We start from the raw sequence: 18,581 nt of genomic DNA on the forward strand, positions 1-18,581 counted from the left end.
GTTATATATTCTGTCTTTTACGGCATAAAAAAATATTTATGAATTTTCTATGAAAATTTTATATTTTTTAAATTTTTAAAATAACTAATATCATTAAATATAATTTTCACTATTTTAAATACTAAAGGTCTTTCTTCATACCTTACAAACATAGATATAATATTTTTAATAAATAATTAATTGTAATATATATAAAAATATCTCTTATAAAATATTCTATAAAACAATTCTATTATTTAAATATATTAGAATCTAATAATATTAAAATTATACAATCAAAATCAAACTAAAAAAATATTAAAAAATGACTTAAATAGATTAATCCTTAGATAGTATATTATTGCAATATTACGATATAATTTCATACAGATTCACTAAATAATGGTATATGCAATAAATATGGCTAAAAATAAATTGTATTTAAATCAAATCAATAGATTGAAAATTCCACCACATTCTTTAGAAGCAGAACAATCAGTATTAGGTGGATTAATGTTAGATAATGAACAATGGGACAGTGTTTCAGAACATGTAGTTGCTGATGATTTTTTTAGCAAGCCTCATCGCTTAATATTTCAAGAAATGCAAAAACTTCTTGATTTAGGATATCCAATAGATTTAATTACTCTATCTGAATCTTTAGAACAAAAAGGAAAGTTAGAAAGCGTTGGTAGATTTTCCTATTTAGCTGAATTATCAAAAAACACTCCTAGCACCGCAAATATCACTGCATATGCCGACATAGTCCGAGAACGTGCAATAGTAAGAGAAATGATATTAGTAGCCAATAAAATAGCCAATGCTGGATATGATACACAAGGGAGAAAAAGTGAAGAACTATTAGATTATGCAGAATCAAGTGTATTTAAAATTGCGGAAAAACGATTTAAAAAAGATTCAGGACCTAAAAATGTTGAACAAATTCTTGATGAAACTGTTGCTAGTATTGAAAAATTATTTTTATCACCTCATGATGGTGTAACAGGAATTAATACAGGTTATCAAGATTTAAATAAAAAAACATCAGGATTACAACGTTCTGAACTTATTATTATTGCAGCTAGGCCTTCAATGGGAAAAACAACATTTGCAATGAATCTATGTGAGAATGCCGCCATGCTTTATGATAAACCTGTATTAATATTTAGTTTAGAAATGCCTGGAGAACAAATTATGATGCGCATGTTGGCATCTTTATCTAGAGTCAATCAAGCGCGAATTCGCACTGGACAATTAAATGATGAAGATTGGGCTCGTATATCTGGTACCATTAACATACTTTTGAAAAAAAAGAATATCTACATTGATGATTCTTCAGCACTAACTCCTAGTGAAGTCCGTTCAAGAGCACGTCGTATTTATCGTGAAAATAATGGATTAACTTTAATTATGGTAGATTATTTACAATTAATGAGAGTGCCTTCTTTATCTGAAAATCGTACACTTGAAATTGCGGAAATATCTAGAACATTAAAAGCATTGGCTAAAGAACTGCAAGTTCCAGTAATAGCACTATCACAACTTAATCGGTCTTTAGAACAGAGATCTGATAAAAGACCAGTAAATTCAGACTTACGTGAATCAGGATCTTTAGAACAAGATGCAGATTTAATAATGTTTATATACCGCGATGAAATTTATAATGAAAATAGTGATCTTAAAGGAATAGCAGAAATTATAATAGGAAAGCAGAGGAATGGACCTATTGGGACAGTATGTTTAACTTTTAATGGACATTGGTCTAGATTTGATAACTATTCTGGTCATAAATACGATTAAATGTTAATATTCTTTTAAAATTTTCAAATAATTTAAAAATAAAATGTAAATTATAATTATCAAAAAATATTTTTTTAATTATTTAATAATAAAAAATTAATTCTTTTTTAGATAGATCATTTAAATATTAAAAACTATTCAATTTTATAAAAAAAAATTTTATAAAAATAAGTTTATCAATATATTTTAAAAAAATAATTAAAATAATATTATTTTAGATCTAAATATATAAATGTTTTACTGATTTTACTTAACTGAAAAAATTATTATCTACTCATAAAAAATCATTCAATTACTAAGATAAAATACATGTACAAAAAAACAAATTTAAAAATCGGAATATTAATGGATTCTATTGAATCGATTAATATTAAAAAAGATTCAAGTTTTGCTATTTTGCTGGAGTCTCAAAAAAGAAATCATGCCATTTACTATATGGAAATGAATGATATTTTTTTAAAAAAAGGACATCCATATGCAAGAACTCGTTTAATAAAATTAAAAAAAAATATAAAAAAATGGCATGAATTCATTAAAGAAGAAAATATTCCTTTAAGCGAATTAGATGTGATTTTAATGCGGAAAGATCCTCCATTTGATACTGAATTTATTTATGCAACATATATTCTAGAACGTGCAGAAGAAACAGGTGTTTTAATAATAAATAAACCTCAAAGTTTACGAGATTGTAATGAAAAAATGTTCATATCATGGTTTTCTGATTTAACTCCTGATACTTTAGTTACAAGAAATGTTTTTGAAATACATAAATTTTGGAAAAAACATCAAGACATTATAATAAAACCATTAGATAAAATGGGAGGAGCTAGTATCTTTCGCATCAAAAAACATGATCCTAACTTTTCAGTTATTATTGAAACAATGACAAAATATGGAAAAAAATATTGCATGATTCAAAATTATTTACCAGAAATAAAATTTGGTGATAAAAGAATTTTAATTGTTAATGGAAAACCCATTCCTTGGTGTGTAGCTAGAATTGCACCAACTGGAGAAACAAGAGCTAATTTAGCACTAGGAGGAAAAGGAAAAATACAGTCATTAAGTGAAATGGACTGGAAAATAGCAAATTATTTATCTCCTATCTTGAAAAAAAAAGGGTTAATTTTTGTTGGATTAGATGTAATAGGTAATAAACTAACAGAAATTAATGTTACAAGTCCAACGTGTATTTGTGAAATTGAATCAGCAAAAAATATTTCTATTACTGGAATGTTGTTAGATTATATTGAAAAAAAAATATTACATTAGAGATCATAAAATGATAGCACTTGCATTTGATTTTGGCATAAAAAAAATTGGAGTAGCTGTAGGAGAAAGTATAACTAAAAAAGGAAGACCTTTAAACGTTTTAAAAGCTCAAAATGGTGATCCAAATTGGAATATTCTAAATAATTTAATTCAATATTGGCAACCTAAATTCATAATAGTAGGTCTGCCATTAAATATAAATGGAACCAAACAAAACATGACTAATAAGTCAGAAAAGTTTGCTAATTTATTGAAATGTAATTTTAATGTTACTGTACAAATGCATGACGAACGTTTGACTACTGTGGAAGCGAAATCAATAATATTTAAAAGAGATGGTTTTAAAGGATTAAAAACAGAAAAAATTCATTCTTTTGCTGCTACAATTATATTAGAAAGTTGGTTTAGTCAAAATTTTTTTTAAAATATAGTCATTTAAAAAAATATTTATAAGAGAATAATATGAAAAAAATTTGTTGCAATTATCAATTTATAAAAAAAAAAATACAAGATATTATCAAGGATAATAATCTTCCGTTAAAAAAAATAAAAATAATAGCCGTAAGTAAAAATCAAAATATTAATACTATTGAACAAGCAATATTATCAGGAATTAATAATTTCGGAGAAAATTATCTGCAAGAAAGCATTTTTAAAATAAAAAAATTACAGCAATATAAACATATTAAATGGCATTTTATTGGGAAAATACAGTCTAATAAAACTAAAAAAATTGCGCAAAATTTTTCTTGGTGTCAAACAATTGATCGAGAAAAAATAGCTATCCTATTAAATAAATTTAGACCAAAAAATTTGCTTCCAATAAATGTATTAATACAAATTAACTATGATAAAAAATCAACAAAAAATGATATTGATACAGATCAATTTCAAAAACTAGCAAAAATAATTTCTTTAATGCCTAACTTAAATTTAAGAGGAATTATGGCAATGCCTTTAATGAAAAACAATATCATTGCAAATAATCTTCAATATGAAAAAATAAAAATTATATTTAATCAATTAAAAAGAAAATATTCTTCCGTTGATACTTTATCATTGGGCACTAGTCTTGATATAAAAGAATCATTATTCGCTACAAGTAACATGATAAGAATTGGACGTGATATTTTTAATAGATAAATATTTATTTTTTTTTAAATTTAATCTAAAAAAGATGAAATTAATATTATGTTTAAATTGCCTTCCATTAGTCTATATATTCATATTCCTTGGTGTTTAAAAAAATGTGGATATTGTGATTTTTATTCATATGTTAGCAAAGACAGTATTCCCGAAAAAAAATATATCGAACATTTATTGAAAGATTTTGAAAAAGATTTACATTTAATTAATGATAGAAAGATAAGTACTATTTTTATTGGAGGTGGAACACCTAGTTTATTGCAGAGCAACTCTATAAAAAAACTAATACATGGTATAAAAATAAGAAACATGATTTCTAAAAATGCAGAAATCAGCATAGAAGCTAATCCTAAAACTTTAGAATATCAACGTTTTATGCATTATAAAGATGCTGGTGTTAATCGTTTTTCTCTAGGTGTCCAAACGTTTAATTCAAATTTATTAAAAAAAATAGAACGTACATATACTTCAAAAGAAGTAATAAGTGCAGTTATAGAATCAAAGAAAGTTAATGATAATTTAAATTTAGATTTAATTTATGGTTTACCTGATCAATCACTAGAAGATGCATTATTAGATTTACAATATGCTATTAAATATAATCCATCCCATATATCATGGTATCAACTAACTATAGAACCTAACACCTCATTTTATGCAAAAAAAATAAAATTGCCTCATGAAAACATAATATTTAACATGTTAATTGAAGGAGATAAATTATTAGAAAAATCAGGATACAAAAAATATGAAATATCTTCATATTCAAAACTCAATTATCAATGTCAACATAATCTTAATTATTGGAATTTTGGTGATTATATAGGGATAGGTTGCGGCGCTCATGGAAAAATCACTCAAAAAAATGGGAAAATTATTCGAACTATTAAAAACAAAAATATAAATGATTTTTTAAGTGGAAATTACCTTAATTCTATATTTACGGTATCTAAAAGAGATAAAATATTTGAATATTTTATGAACGTTTTTAGACTTTATCAACCAGTTTACAAGAAACATTTTCGAGAACAAACTAATTTAAATGAAAGTTTAATAAAAAAAAATATTCAAATAGCAATACAAGAAGGATTTTTAATTAATGAACTCGATTTTTGGCATACAACAAAAAAAGGGAAAAATTTTTTAAATTTGCTATTAGAAATATTTTTAAACTAGACCTATAAGTCTATTGTTTCAATTGAAACATTAAATCAAAAATTTTATTACCTTGCAGGTATCCTTTTTGTTCAAATTTAGTTACAATACGTGAAATAGGACGTGTAATAAAATTATTTTCTTTAGATAAATTTTTGTAATTTTTAATATTTTTGATTTCATTTAGTATGTAGAAAGCATATGATTCTGAATCAGTAGCAATATGTAATATACCATTTATTATTAATTTTTTCGCAATTATTTTTAAAAAATCATTTTTTAAAAGCCTTCTCTTATGATGGCGTTTTTTATGCCAAGGGTCTGGAAAAAAAATTTGTATAGTCGATAAAGTATGGTCTAAAATCATATTATGCATAACTTCAATTGCATCATAATAAATAATCCTTAAATTTTGAATCTTATAAGCAGATGCAAAATTTAAACAAGACCCTATTCCTGATTTATAAACCTCTATTCCTAAAAAGTTCTTATTAGGAAAATTTATCGCATCTTTCACTAAAGACTCTCCTGATCCAAAACCAATTTCTAATACAACTGGAGCATAACAATTAAATATAGATGATAAATTTAATGGTCTTAATTGAAAATCAATACCAATAAAAGGCCAATATTTTTGAATTGCACTTAATTGAGCTCTAGTAATACGACCTTTTCTGGACACAAAACTACGGATTTGACGTAAAAAGATACCATTAGGATTATGCCTTGGAGTCAGAATATTATCTTTCATATTTTATTTAGCATCTTATTTAAAATTGATTAAAATATTTTATCTAAAAAATATTTTTGTATTAATATTTTTTTTAAAATACACTTATAATTTTTTGTAAAAAATGGTTTATATTATAATGACAAAATATATTTTTTCACAATTAGTTTTAAACTGGTACCATAAACATGGTAGAAAAGATTTGCCATGGCAAAAAAATAAAACGTTGTATATAGTCTGGATATCTGAAATAATGTTACAGCAAACAACAGTAAAATCCGTCATTCCTTATTTTAAAAAGTTTATGTTAAACTTTCCAAATATAAAATCTTTGAGCGATAGTAAATTAGATGATATTTTATATATATGGAGCGGTCTGGGCTATTATAGAAGAGCTCAAAATATTTATAAATCCGCACAAATAATTACAGAAAAATATAAAGGAATCTTTCCTAATCAATTTTTAGATATTATCAAATTGCCTGGCATAGGAAGATCTACAGCGGGAGCTATTTTATCTTTATCGTTAAATTTTTATTATCCTATTTTAGATGGGAATGTAAAAAGAATTTTAATTCGTTATTATGGAATAACAAGATTTTTAAAAGACAAAAAAACAGAAAAAATATTATGGAATATAACTGAATCAGTTACACCAATACATAACACCGGCAAATTTAATCAGGGAATGATGGATATAGGTTCATCAATTTGCACGTTTAAAAAACCCAAATGTATAATTTGTCCATTAAATAAGGAATGCATTGCTAAAATAACACAAAAATGGGAAAAATACCCTTTAAAAAATATAAAAAAAATATATCCTGAAAAAATCGCTTGGTTTATTATTATCAAATATAAAAATAGTATTTTGCTAAAAAAAAATATAGAACAAGAAATTTGGAAAAATTTATTTTGTTTTCCAAAATTTAATAACAAAAAAACAGCTTTGAATTGGTTAAAAGAAAAAGAAATAAATATAAATAAATATAAAAATATGATATCATTTTTTCATAAATTTAGTCATTTTATTTTACATATTCATCCAATTTTAATTACAATACCCTATATTCCGGAATTTTTAAAAACAAATGAAAAAAATATTTGGTACAACTTTAAAAATCCTCAACGTATAGGATTACCTCGACCAATCGAGAAAATACTTGAATCCTTGAAAAAAGATATTTTTTAAAAAAGGAATATTAAAATAATGAAACGTATCATTTTTTGTATGTTTTTAAAAAAAAAATCTATTGGTCAAGATTTTCAATCTTATCCAGGTGAATTAGGTGAAAAAATATATAATCATATCTCAAAAAAAGCATGGAAAAAATGGCTGGAGAAACAGACTATTTTAATTAATGAAAAAAATCTTAATATGTTAATATTAGAAGACCGTAAAAAACTTGAAGAGTATATGAAAGCATTTTTATTCAAAAATAAAAATATTATATAGTAACAATTTACGTAAAATTTTAAATATTTAAAATTTTTTTCTAATATCTATTACTCACTTTATAAAAAAATTCGAACAGTGCTTATACTTGATTCTGGAGTCGGCGGACTATCTGTCTTAAAAAATATAAAAAAAAATCTACCAAAAATTAATTATGTTTATATGCTAGATAATGAAGCGTTTCCCTATGGAAATAAAACGGAATGGTTTATACTTCAAAGAAGTATAAAAATAATCAATACAATAAAAAAAATTTATCCTATTACTATAGTTGTTATTGCTTGTAATACAGTAAGTACTGTAGCTCTGTCTATTTTAAGAAATAAATTTAACTTGCCCATTATTGGGATATTTCCTGCTATAGAAACTGCGGAAAAGATTACTAAAAATAAAATTATTGGTTTAATAGCTACTCAAGCAACAATTAATTCTTTTTACACCAAAAACAAAATACAAAAAAATTCTTCTAATACTATAAAAATAATAAGTACAAATAAATTAGCTTTAATAGCTGAAAAAAAAATTCGGGGTACTACAGTTTCACAAATACAATTGAAAAATATTTTTAAACCATGGATAAATCTTTCAATATGTCCAGATACTGTTATCTTAGGTTGTACTCATTTCTCGTTATTAAGAGAAGAAATAAAAAAAATACTATGTGTAAAATCATCAATTTATTTTATTGATTCGATAAACATAATTACATATCAAGTTAAAAATTATCTCAATCAATCTGAAATTAAGTTAAATATAAAGAAAAATATTTTTTTATATTCAAAAAAGAATGATAATTTTAAAAAATTATTAGTTTTTTTAAAAAAATATCAATTTGAAATAATTGAATATATTAATTTAAATTAAAATCTTTAAAAAATAGTTTCTTATATTTTTTTAAAACATAATCTAATAATTTTTTCAATAATATTACTTTTTCTAAATCATTAGAATATTTTTTTAATAAGGATTGAATTTTTTTTTGATATTCTTCTAAAAATCTTGAATTGAAAAAATGTATGCAATGTTTTAACCACATTTCTTTTTCATCTTTATCTAGCGTGTTAAAAAAATTACGAGCACGATAACGAAAAAATATATTTTTTAAACGAGAGTCATGGAAATCAAAATTAGTATTTTTTAAAAAAACTGGTTCAGTATTCCTTATAATTTTTATAATTTTTTTATCATGCGTATCAAAAAAAGAACTGTATATTTCTAAATCAACATTAAAATTTTTTTTAAAAACTTTTTCCCTAGAAAAAATAACTTGAATATTTTTAATAAAAAAATCATTTTCTCTTATTAAATCAACATTTTTATAAAAAAAAGAAGTCTCAATATTTAATCGAATATAATCTTGTTCTCGCATTGTTTTAATTGGTGCTAATATAGGACAACGATTCAAGTACAAAAAAACTATTCCTAAATTAAATAAATTTTTAATAAAAATATCATCAAAAGATATTTTTTTACAAATATGTATTAATTCTCTAACATCTTTAAATAAATCAACCGCAATGACTATATTGCTATTATTTTTATCCCATAGTATGGGAAGTATAAAACTCATATTATGACGAATAGCACCAAAATGACTAGAAATATAAATTATTGGTTGAAATTTTTTTAAGTCAATCAATTTACATATATGATTTTTTTTCCTTATTTTAAAGAAAAAATTAAAAAGTCTAGGTTGTTTTTTCTTAATAAGTTTTGCTATTTCAATGGTTGCATATACATCTGAAAGAGCATCATGTGCATTTAAATGTGCAATTTTATTTATTTCTGTTAAATCAGATAGTTTAAAACTTGGTAAACCTGATTTATTTTTAGGCCATTTTATACCACTAGGTCGCAATACATAACATGCTCGCAGTAGATTTAATAGATCCCAACGAGAATTTCCATTTTTCCAGCTCCATTCATAAGGATCAAAAAAATTCCTATAAAATATATTTCTTGTGATTTCATCATCAAAATTAATATTATTATAACCAAGAATACAAGTGTTAGATTCTATTAAAATATTATATATTTTTTTAGAAAAATTATATTCATTAGTTCCATTTTTTTCTGTATATTGAGGGGTAATATGAGTAATTAAAACAGATTGAGGATCGGGTAAATAATCATCTGGAGGAAAACAATAAAAATACCGCGGTTTATCTATTACGTTTAAATTCATATCTGTTCTAACACATGCAAATTGAGCAGGTTTATCTAAAGCTGGATGTATACCAAAAGTTTCATAATCATAAAACAAAAAAGTAGGCATATTTTTTTTAAATTGCATCATTTTCTAATTTTAATAAAATAATTAAATAAAATGTTAAACTTTCAAAAAATTAAATCAACCAATAAAAATTGAATGAAAATATAAAAAGGCTTCTTAATATGTCAGATACAAAAAAATCGTTTAAAAATGTATTAGAATTTGTACATAAATTTAGAAGAAAAAATAAAATTAAAAGAGAAATAAGTGATATTGAAAAAAAAATAAGAGATAACCAAAAAAGAATATTACTATTAGATAATCTTAGCCAATATATTACTTCAGACATGAATTATGAAGAAATTAAGAAGATAATTTTCATGATGAAAAGTGATTATGAAGATAGAATAGATGATTATATTGTTAAAAACGCAGAATTATCTCAAGAAAAAAGAAATTTGTCAAAAGAATTAAAATTAATTATTAATTAGAAATATTTTTCTCCTCCGACTGGATTCGAACCAGTGACATACGGATTAACAGTCCGCCGTTCTACCAACTGAACTACAGAGGAAAATAAGAATATATATATCAAAATTTTTTATATTTGTCAAATATATATAAAAAAATATTTAAAAAAATATAAAAATTTTAAAAGAGTTCTAGATTATTAGAAAAAATTGATTTATAGTATGAGGGTAAGAAAAATGGCCCTTTAGCTCAGTGGTAAGAGCAGGCGACTCATAATCGCTTGGTCGCTGGTTCAAATCCAGCAAGGGCCATCAAGAAAAAATAAAATTAACTTTTTCTCTATATTTTATCTAATAAAAATAAAATCATGCTTAATTTTTAATATTAATTCAAGTGATTAATATGTGAAATTCTATTCTAAATTTTTACAATTAATTAGGATTTAATTTTTATGGACTGGAAAAAAGAATTTATTGATTTTTCATTTAAAAAACAAGCATTAAAATTTGGAATTTTTAAACTAAAATCAGGACGAACTAGCCCTTATTTTTTTAATTCAGGCTTACTATCTACAGGCACAGACATTATTAAAATCGGTTTATTTTATGCTCATTCTATAGTAGATTCAAAAATAGAATTTGACATGTTATTTGGTCCAGCATATAAAGGTATTCCTATAGCTGTAGCTACTTCTATAGCGTTAAAAAGTCACTATAATTTAAATATACCATATTCTTTTAATAGAAAAGAAAAAAAAACATACGGAGAAAAAGGAGATTTAATTGGAGAGAAAATAAATAAAAAAAGAATTATTATTTTAGATGATGTAATCACATCAGGAACTGCAATACATAATTCAATTGAAATTATTGAAAAAAAAGGAGCAAAAATTTCTTCTGTATTTGTACTTTTAGATCGTAAAGAAAAAGGAAAAAGAAATTTATATACCATTAATCATCTCACAAATAAAAAAAGTTATAAAATTACTTCCATAATAACCATTGAAGATTTAATATCTTATTTACTAGAAGATAAAAAATTAAAAAAACATATACCTGAATTAATAAAATATCGTGAAAAATATGGAATTTAAAAATGTTTTTTCTTAGATAAGACCAGAGTGACCAAAACCTTTTTCTGAACGGAAAGTTTTATTAAATTCTTTTACCAAAGAAAAACATGGTCGAATAATTGGAATAAATATTATTTGTGCCACTCTATCATTTGGATTTATATAAAAATCTTTATTGCTACGATTCCAGAGTGATATCATTAATTGACCTTGATAATCAGAATCAATTAAACCAACTAAATTACCTAAAACAATACCTTTTTTATGACCTAGTCCAGATCTAGGTAAAATTAATGCTGTAATATTAGGATCTGCAATATATATTGCCAATCCAGTTGGCACTAAAATAGTTTTTTGAGACTGCAATTTAATTTTTTTTTCTAAACAAGCTCTGAGATCTAGTCCAGACGATCCTGATGTCGCATATGAAGGCAAAGAAAAATTTTTCTTTATACGTGAATCTAAAATTTTTATTTCAATATTGTTCATAATAAAATTATATATTTTTTGAAAGATGAATGTTAAACGAAAAATTATAATACAGATACACAAAAACCAGAATTGATAAAAGAAGAACGAGAAGATAATGAATAACTTAAATTCTCACCCGTCCATGTTTTGACTTTTCCACCAGCAGCAGTAACAATGGCATGACCAGCAGCAGTATCCCATATATGAGTATTCCCAAATCGCGGATAAATTTGAGCAGTTCCTTCTGCTATTAAGCAGAATTTTAATGACGAACCTAATTTTTTTAACTTATAGTTTTTTATGTCTTTTAAGTAATTTTTTAATTCTTTATCAGAATGGGACCGACTAGTAATTAATAATGGAATTTTTGATTGAGAAACATTAATTTTTTCTTTTAAACCTAATCGTCTTTCTTTCCAAGCATGATTCGAAAATGAAGAATATAAAATATCAAAAAAAGGAGCATATATTACTCCTAGAACAGGAGATCCATTTTTAATTAAACTAATATTTACTGTAAATTCACCATTTTTTTTTAAAAATTCTTTAGTTCCATCTAAGGGATCAATTAACCAGTAATTTTTCCAATGACGACAAATTTTAAAATCATATGATTCTTCTTCAGAAATGATTGGAAATTCGGGAGAAATAGATAGAAGGCCTCTTTTAATTATATTATTAACTGTATAATCAACATTGGTTATAGGAGTATCATCTACTTTATAAGAAACGTTTATAAATTTTTCAGAATTGTAAAAATTCATAATACAACTACCGGCACGACGTGCCAATTCACAAATTTTATCTAACATTTTACGCCATATTTTTAAAGGTATTAGAAAAAAAAATTAATTAAATTAATTTTTTGAAATTATATTAACTATAAAATTAATAGAAACTTTGACATGTGGTTGAAAAATAACTACGTGCTCACCAACTTGACGAAGCAAACCGTTAGGCAATCGAATTTCTTTTTTATTGATTTTTATACCTAACAATGTAATTTCTTTAATAATATCTCTAACACCTACGGAACCAAATATCTTACCTTCTTTTCCAACTTTAGATGAAATAGTTATAGAACTTATTTTTTTTAATTTTTCAGCCCTGGATTCAGCTATAAGAAATTTACTAATATTTTCTTGTTCTAAAGCGAGACGTTGAGCTTCAAAAGATTCAATATTTTTTTTATTAGCTACAATAGCTTTTCCTTTTGGAATTAAAAAATTTCTTGCATAACCAGATTTTACATTTATAACTGAACCTGAATCACCTAATTTTTGAATTTTAGATAAAAGTATAACTTCCATAATTTATTATTCTCCTTTTTTTTATAATATAAAAATTAAATTATTTTAACGATGTTGATCAGTATATGGTAATAAAGCAAGATAACGTGCTCGTTTAATAGCTCTAGATAATTGTCTTTGATATTTTGCTCTAGTACCAGTAATTCGACTCGGAACGATTTTGCCACTTTCTGTGATATAATTTTTTAAAATAGCGATGTCTTTATAATCTATTTCTTGAATACCTTCTGCAGTAAATCGACAAAATTTTCTACGACGAAAGTAACGTGCCATTTTTTTCTCCAAAAATCATTACAAATGATAAAATTTTTTATATGATTTTTTTATAAAATATATTACAAAGTTCAAGTTTAATTAAGAATTTTTTTTAAACATAGTAGAATATACTAAACTATTTTTTTTCTTTTTTATCATCTTTTAATTTTAAAATAGGAGATGATTCAACTATTGCTTTTTTCATAGACATAATCATATTGCGAAGGATTGTATTATCAAAACGGAATTCTGTTGCTAGAAGAGTTATGGTTTTAGGAAAGACTTCTATGTTCATTAAAATATAATGTGCTTTTTGCAATTTATTTATTGAATACGATAATTGACGTCTACCCCAATCTTCTAAACGGTGTATGATTCCGCCGTCATTGCTGATAATTTTTTTATATTTTTCAAGTAATAATGATATTTTTTCGCTATGATCAGGATGAACCATAAATATTATTTCATAATGACGCATTACGATGCTCCTTCTGGTTTATTTAGCTTCCTTACAAGATAATTTTATAAATATTTTTTAAGGAAGCAAGGAACTTTTATAAATATTAAAAATAATTAATCTATATAGTAATTTACTTATTTAAAAAAATCAATACTATTTCATAGTTTTAAAAACAAAAATTATTAGGATTTATACAAAGATAATTCTATTTTCCTTTCGTGTAAATTAACAGAAATTACTTTAACTTGTAAAGTATCGCCAAGACAATAAATATTCTTGCTAGATCTGCCAATCAATTTAAGTTTTAAGGAATCAAAATAATAATAGTCATCATCTAAAGAAGCTATATGAACTAACCCATCAATAAAGAATTGATTTAAACGAACAAAAAAACCAAATGAAGTCACATTAGAAATAACACCATTTAATATATGACCAATCTTTTTATGCATAAAATCACATTTTAACCAATCAACTACATCTCTATTTGCCTCATCTGCACGTCTTTCAGTTATAGAACAATGTGCTCCTATTTTTTTCATTTCACTTGTACTATATAAGTAAGAACCATCGAAATTATAATGACCGATAGATATGTTTTCATTTTTCACTAATAAATATTTTATAACTCTATGTAATATCAAATCAGGATAACGTCTAATAGGTGAAGTAAAATGAACATAACTGGACAAAGATAAACCAAAATGACCACGATTATCTGGAGAATATACAGCTTGTTTCATAGAACGTAATAACATTGTTTGAATCATTTCATATTCAGGACGGTCAGAAACATGTTTTAATAAATTTGAATAATGAGTAGATTCTGGAATATCTCCTCCTGATAATGTTAATCCTAATTCATTTAAAAATAAACGAAAACTAATAATATTATCTTTTTTTGGACGATCATGGTTCCGAAATAAAACAGGATGTTTATATTTTTCAACAAAATAAGCTGAAGCTATATTAGCTAAAATCATACATGATTCAATAAATTTATGTGCGTCATTACGAACATTTTGATAAATATTTTCAATTCGAGAATTAGAATTTAAAATAAATTTAGGTTCTATATTTTCAAAATAAATGCCTTTTTTAGAAATACTATCTTGACTTAATATTTTTTGTAAACATGATAAATTCTCTATATCTGTTAAGACTTTTTTATATTTAGCACGAAGTAAAATATCACCATTCCAGATTTTAAAAATTTCATCATATGTAAATCGTCCATGTGAACATATAATTGCTTCATAATGTTTATAACTAATTAATTCTCCTGTATTTGATAAACTCATTTCACATATTAAACACAAACGTTCCACATGAGGATTTAAAGAACATAAATCAGTAGAAATTTTTTCTGGAAACATAGGAACAACGAATGAAGGAAAATATATAGATGTGCCTCTTTCTAATGCTTCTTTATCTAGAGGAGTGTTAGGTTTAATATAAAAACTTACATCTGCAATAGCTACCCATAAGTTCCATCCCTCTTCTAAGTCTTCTTTTCTTTTGCAAAAAATAGCATCATCAAAGTCACGAGCATCTTCATCATCAATCGTAAAAAAAGGAAGATGTCTTAAATCTACACGATTTTTAAAATCACATTGATTTATTTTATTACTAATTTTATATATTTGTGTTTTAATTTCTTCTGACCATAAAGAAGGAATAGAATATGTACGTAAAGCTATATCTATAGCTAAATCAGTACCCATTTCTGTACCAAGAATTTCTACTATACATCCTTCTATTTTCCTATTTCTTGTAGGGTGTTGTTTTAACTTTACTACTACGATAGATCCCACGGAAATATCTTGTTTAATATCTGATAAAATAAAGATCTTAAAACTAAAACGAGTATCATCTGGAACAACAAATCTAATTTTATTATTAATGTAATATCTACCAACAATTAACACCCTATTGGGCTCTAATAATTTTAAAAATCTTGCTGAATTTCTTCTTTTTCTATGATCATTGACAATGTAAGCAAGAATGACATCGCCATGAATGCAAGATTTCATTTGTTCTGATGATAGCCAAAGATCGTCTTTTAATGTTTCTGTTCTAAGAAAACCATAACCATCTCTATGACCTATAACTTTTCCTTTAACTACTTTAAGATTTTCAGGAGAAATATAACAACGATTTTTAGTATATACAACTTGACCGTCTCGCTCCATCGCTCTTAATCTTCGACGCAAGGCTCTTTTTTCTTCTTGATTATTAATGTCAAATTTCTTTTCTAAATTTTTTTGACTTATTAGATCTTCACACTTTCTCAGACATAATAAAATATATTCTCGACTTGGAATAGGATTTTTATATTTTTTAGCTTCTCTTTTTTGGTAGGGATCTACTACCATATTTACTTCTCCATGTATATTATTTTATAAAATAATTATATATTAAAAATTTTTAATCTATTTTATTTTTTTTGATTCATTAAGAATTTAACTAAAATGAAAATTACTTTTTAATCTGTAATATTAAAGACTTTTATCTTCTAATAAAAAACATCTCTAACTAAAATAATATCAGAACGATCAGGACCGGTAGAAATAATATCAATAGGAATTTTTATTATTTCTTCTATGCGACTTATGTAATTACGTGCTTCATAAGGTAAATCTTTTAATTTTTTTGTTCCTAAAGTTTTTTTCCTCCATCCAGGATAAGTTTCATATATTGGAATTATATTTTCCCATTCATCTACATCAGAAAATGATATAATTTCTGAAGTATGAATGTTTTTATAAGCAGTACAAATTTTTATTTCATTTAATCCATCTAATATATCTAATTTTGTTATACATAAACCAGATAAAGAATTAATATTTACTGATCGAGATAAAGATACTGCGTCTAACCAACCAGTACGTCTTTTTCTACCAGTTGTTGAACCGAATTCATGACCTTTTTTTGAAAAATGTTTATCTGTATCATCAAATAATTCAGTAGGAAAAGGACCATAGCCAACTCGTGTAGAATACGCTTTTGTCACGCCAAGTATGTAATCTAAATTTTTAGGACCTACTCCTGTACCTGTAATAACACCACCAATAGTACTATTAGAAGAAGTAACATAAGGATATGTACCATGATCAATATCTAAAAAACTACCTTGAGCTCCTTCAAAAACTATTTTTTTCTTATCTTTGATAGCTTTATGAAGAACATTCGTAGTATCTTTTATCATATCATAAATTACATCTATTGTTGGGAGCAAATCTCTTAAAACGATTTTATAATCAACAGGTTTATGTTTATAAAAAGACACTAATTGATGATTATAATAACTAACTATTTTTTCTAAACGTATTGATAAAGTTTTTTCATTTTTTAAATCTCCAATACGTAAAGCCCTTCTTGCGATTTTATCTTCGTACGCTGGTCCAATACCTCTTCCTGTAGTACCTAACGCACTGATTCCTAATTTTTTTTCACGAGCTATATCCATTGCAATATGATATTCTAAAATCAAAGGAGAAGCACTAGAAATAAATAAACGTTTATTGACAAAAACATTGTGTTGTTCTAACATTTTTATTTCTTTTATTAATGCTAAGGGAGAAACGACTACACCATTGGCAATTATTCCAATCACATTTTCATGCAACATTCCCGATGGAATTAAATGAAGAACAATCTTTTTGCCATTGACAACTAAGGTGTGGCCTGCGTTATGTCCTCCTTGATATCGAACTACATACGAACCATCTGAAGTTAAACAATCTACTATCTTTCCTTTACCTTCATCACCCCATTGTGTTCCTAATATTACAATATTTTTATTCATTTCTTTATAATGCCTATTTTATTGGACTTTTTTACTATGATATTTAAAATTATTAATTTTTAATATTGATCATTTTATTCATGTATTGAAAAAATTCACTATCTGAATTAATTAATATAATATTTTGATTATTTTTAAAACTATTTTCATAGGCACGTAAACTACGAATAAAAAAATAAAAATCTGGTTCTTCACTAAAATTTTCTGCAAATAACTTCGTTACTTCAGCTTCTCCTTGACCTTTAATTATCAACGCTGATTTTTGTGCCTCTGATAATATTATAGATACTTTATAATCTGCTGTTGCACGTAATTTTTCAGCATTTTCTTGTCCCTGAGAACGTTGACTTCTAGCTACAGCTTCTCTTTCAGCTCTCATTCGATTATATATAGCATCAGAGACTTCGACAGGTAAATTAATTTGTTTAATACGCACATCTACTACATGAATTCCTAATGCATTCATACTATTGACATTGATTAAAGAATTTTTTTCTAAATTAACACTTCCTTTATTTAAAGAATTTAAAACATCAGTTGTTAATCTTCCTCTTGAATCAGTAACAATTTCCCTGACATTAAGACGACCTATTTCAGAACGTAATCGATCACTAAATTTTCTTTTTAATAATACTTCTGCCTGAAAAATATCTCCTCCTCCAGTTGCAAGATAATAACGACTAAAATCATTAATACGCCATTTTATATAAGAGTCAACAATAAGGTCTTTTTTTTCCTTTGTAACAAAACGATCTGCTTGATTATCCATAGTATGAATTCGTGCATCTAACATTTTAACGGTTTCTAGAAATGGTAATTTAAAATGTAATCCAGGATTATATACTACTGTTTTTTGTTCATTGTTACGTAAAACTTTTCCAAATTGTAAAACAATACCACATTCTCCTTCTTTAACAATAAAAAAAGAAGAAGATAATAAAAGAACAAAAATACTTGATAGAAAAATAAAAACTTTGTTCATAT

20 protein-coding genes and 2 tRNA genes are annotated in these 18,581 nt (G+C 24.9%); 11 read left to right on the plus strand and 11 right to left on the minus strand.

Features of this window, described 5'->3' with window-relative positions; genetic code table 11:
* Positions 1 to 381 precede the first annotated feature (381 nt).
* The 5 genes from dnaB to hemW all read left to right on the plus strand — a co-directional run bounded on the left by dnaB (position 382) and on the right by hemW (position 5,373).
* Positions 382 to 1,779, plus strand: coding sequence for a replicative DNA helicase (dnaB, locus tag D9V72_RS02780; RefSeq protein WP_158355303.1), 1,398 nt, complete (start codon positions 382 to 384; stop codon positions 1,777 to 1,779).
* Positions 1,780 to 2,088: 309 nt separating this feature from the next.
* Entirely contained in the window at positions 2,089 to 3,051 is a 963-nt protein-coding gene (gshB, locus tag D9V72_RS02785) for a glutathione synthase (protein WP_158355305.1), read from the plus strand.
* Positions 3,052 to 3,061: 10 nt separating this feature from the next.
* On the plus strand, positions 3,062 to 3,475 hold the full coding sequence (gene ruvX / locus D9V72_RS02790) for a Holliday junction resolvase RuvX (RefSeq protein WP_158355307.1): 414 nt from the start codon (positions 3,062 to 3,064) through the stop codon (positions 3,473 to 3,475).
* 38 nt (positions 3,476 to 3,513) lie between these two features.
* Positions 3,514 to 4,194 (plus strand): YggS family pyridoxal phosphate-dependent enzyme, encoded by a 681-nt coding sequence (locus D9V72_RS02795; protein WP_158355309.1) that lies wholly within the window; start codon positions 3,514 to 3,516, stop codon positions 4,192 to 4,194.
* 48 nt (positions 4,195 to 4,242) lie between these two features.
* Complete coding sequence (gene hemW, locus D9V72_RS02800; RefSeq protein WP_158355311.1) at positions 4,243 to 5,373, plus strand: radical SAM family heme chaperone HemW; 1,131 nt, start codon at positions 4,243 to 4,245, stop codon at positions 5,371 to 5,373.
* A gap of 10 nt (positions 5,374 to 5,383) precedes the next feature.
* Here the strand turns inward: hemW and trmB are convergent, their stop codons facing one another.
* Positions 5,384 to 6,103 carry a tRNA (guanosine(46)-N7)-methyltransferase TrmB gene (gene trmB, locus D9V72_RS02805; RefSeq protein ID WP_158355314.1) on the minus strand — a complete coding sequence of 240 codons (720 nt, stop codon included), beginning with the start codon at positions 6,101 to 6,103 and terminating at the stop codon, positions 5,384 to 5,386.
* 118 nt (positions 6,104 to 6,221) lie between these two features.
* Here trmB and mutY point away from each other — a divergent pair, with 118 nt between their 5' ends.
* From mutY to murI, 3 genes are all read left to right on the plus strand, one after another.
* Entirely contained in the window at positions 6,222 to 7,274 is a 1,053-nt protein-coding gene (gene mutY / locus D9V72_RS02810) for an A/G-specific adenine glycosylase (protein ID WP_158355316.1), read from the plus strand.
* A gap of 18 nt (positions 7,275 to 7,292) precedes the next feature.
* The gene (locus tag D9V72_RS02815) at positions 7,293 to 7,538 is read left to right on the plus strand and encodes an oxidative damage protection protein (RefSeq protein ID WP_158355318.1); all 246 of its coding nucleotides are present in this window, start codon (positions 7,293 to 7,295) and stop codon (positions 7,536 to 7,538) included.
* A 78-nt stretch (positions 7,539 to 7,616) separates the two neighbouring features.
* Entirely contained in the window at positions 7,617 to 8,402 is a 786-nt protein-coding gene (gene murI / locus D9V72_RS02820) for a glutamate racemase (protein WP_158355320.1), read from the plus strand.
* Here the strand turns inward: murI and sbcB are convergent.
* Positions 8,389 to 9,834 carry an exodeoxyribonuclease I gene (sbcB, locus tag D9V72_RS02825; protein ID WP_158355322.1) on the minus strand — a complete coding sequence of 482 codons (1,446 nt, stop codon included), beginning with the start codon at positions 9,832 to 9,834 and terminating at the stop codon, positions 8,389 to 8,391. The genes murI and sbcB overlap by 14 nt on opposite strands.
* Before the next feature lie 98 nt (positions 9,835 to 9,932).
* On the opposite strand from sbcB, the gene D9V72_RS02830 reads away from it, so the two are divergent.
* A complete protein-coding gene (locus D9V72_RS02830) occupies positions 9,933 to 10,241 on the plus strand; it encodes a DUF496 family protein (RefSeq protein ID WP_158355324.1) in 309 nt (102 codons plus the stop codon).
* A gap of 10 nt (positions 10,242 to 10,251) precedes the next feature.
* Here D9V72_RS02830 and D9V72_RS02835 read toward each other — a convergent pair.
* Positions 10,252 to 10,324: transfer RNA gene (locus D9V72_RS02835), tRNA-Asn, on the minus strand.
* 135 nt (positions 10,325 to 10,459) lie between these two features.
* Here D9V72_RS02835 and D9V72_RS02840 point away from each other — a divergent pair.
* Together D9V72_RS02840 and pyrE are read left to right on the plus strand one after the other, a co-directional pair.
* Positions 10,460 to 10,532: transfer RNA gene (locus tag D9V72_RS02840), tRNA-Ile, on the plus strand.
* 140 nt (positions 10,533 to 10,672) lie between these two features.
* The gene (gene pyrE, locus D9V72_RS02845) at positions 10,673 to 11,314 is read left to right on the plus strand and encodes an orotate phosphoribosyltransferase (protein ID WP_158355326.1); all 642 of its coding nucleotides are present in this window, start codon (positions 10,673 to 10,675) and stop codon (positions 11,312 to 11,314) included.
* A 12-nt stretch (positions 11,315 to 11,326) separates the two neighbouring features.
* Here the strand turns inward: pyrE and dut are convergent, their stop codons facing one another.
* The 8 genes from dut to hflC all read right to left on the minus strand — a co-directional run bounded on the left by dut (position 11,327) and on the right by hflC (position 18,579).
* Complete coding sequence (dut, locus tag D9V72_RS02850; protein ID WP_261979234.1) at positions 11,327 to 11,785, minus strand: dUTP diphosphatase; 459 nt, start codon at positions 11,783 to 11,785, stop codon at positions 11,327 to 11,329.
* A gap of 41 nt (positions 11,786 to 11,826) precedes the next feature.
* Complete coding sequence (gene cysQ, locus D9V72_RS02855; protein WP_158355330.1) at positions 11,827 to 12,576, minus strand: 3'(2'),5'-bisphosphate nucleotidase CysQ; 750 nt, start codon at positions 12,574 to 12,576, stop codon at positions 11,827 to 11,829.
* A 45-nt stretch (positions 12,577 to 12,621) separates the two neighbouring features.
* Positions 12,622 to 13,074 (minus strand): 50S ribosomal protein L9, encoded by a 453-nt coding sequence (gene rplI, locus D9V72_RS02860; RefSeq protein ID WP_158355332.1) that lies wholly within the window; start codon positions 13,072 to 13,074, stop codon positions 12,622 to 12,624.
* A 45-nt stretch (positions 13,075 to 13,119) separates the two neighbouring features.
* A complete protein-coding gene (gene rpsR / locus D9V72_RS02865) occupies positions 13,120 to 13,347 on the minus strand; it encodes a 30S ribosomal protein S18 (RefSeq protein ID WP_158340861.1) in 228 nt (75 codons plus the stop codon).
* Between the two features lie 118 nt (positions 13,348 to 13,465).
* Positions 13,466 to 13,807 carry a 30S ribosomal protein S6 gene (gene rpsF, locus D9V72_RS02870; protein ID WP_158355334.1) on the minus strand — a complete coding sequence of 114 codons (342 nt, stop codon included), beginning with the start codon at positions 13,805 to 13,807 and terminating at the stop codon, positions 13,466 to 13,468.
* Positions 13,808 to 13,971: 164 nt separating this feature from the next.
* Positions 13,972 to 16,164 (minus strand): ribonuclease R, encoded by a 2,193-nt coding sequence (rnr, locus tag D9V72_RS02875; RefSeq protein ID WP_158355336.1) that lies wholly within the window; start codon positions 16,162 to 16,164, stop codon positions 13,972 to 13,974.
* 140 nt (positions 16,165 to 16,304) lie between these two features.
* Entirely contained in the window at positions 16,305 to 17,597 is a 1,293-nt protein-coding gene (locus D9V72_RS02880; protein WP_158355338.1) for an adenylosuccinate synthase, read from the minus strand.
* Between the two features lie 52 nt (positions 17,598 to 17,649).
* Positions 17,650 to 18,579: a protease modulator HflC gene (hflC, locus tag D9V72_RS02885; RefSeq protein ID WP_158355340.1), complete on the minus strand. Its 930-nt coding sequence runs from the start codon at positions 18,577 to 18,579 to the stop codon at positions 17,650 to 17,652.
* Between the last annotated feature and the right edge of the window lie 2 nt (positions 18,580 to 18,581).

The organism is Buchnera aphidicola (Macrosiphum gaurae), from assembly GCF_005080965.1.
In the GTDB taxonomy this organism is placed as follows: Bacteria; Pseudomonadota; Gammaproteobacteria; order Enterobacterales; family Enterobacteriaceae; genus Buchnera; species Buchnera aphidicola_S.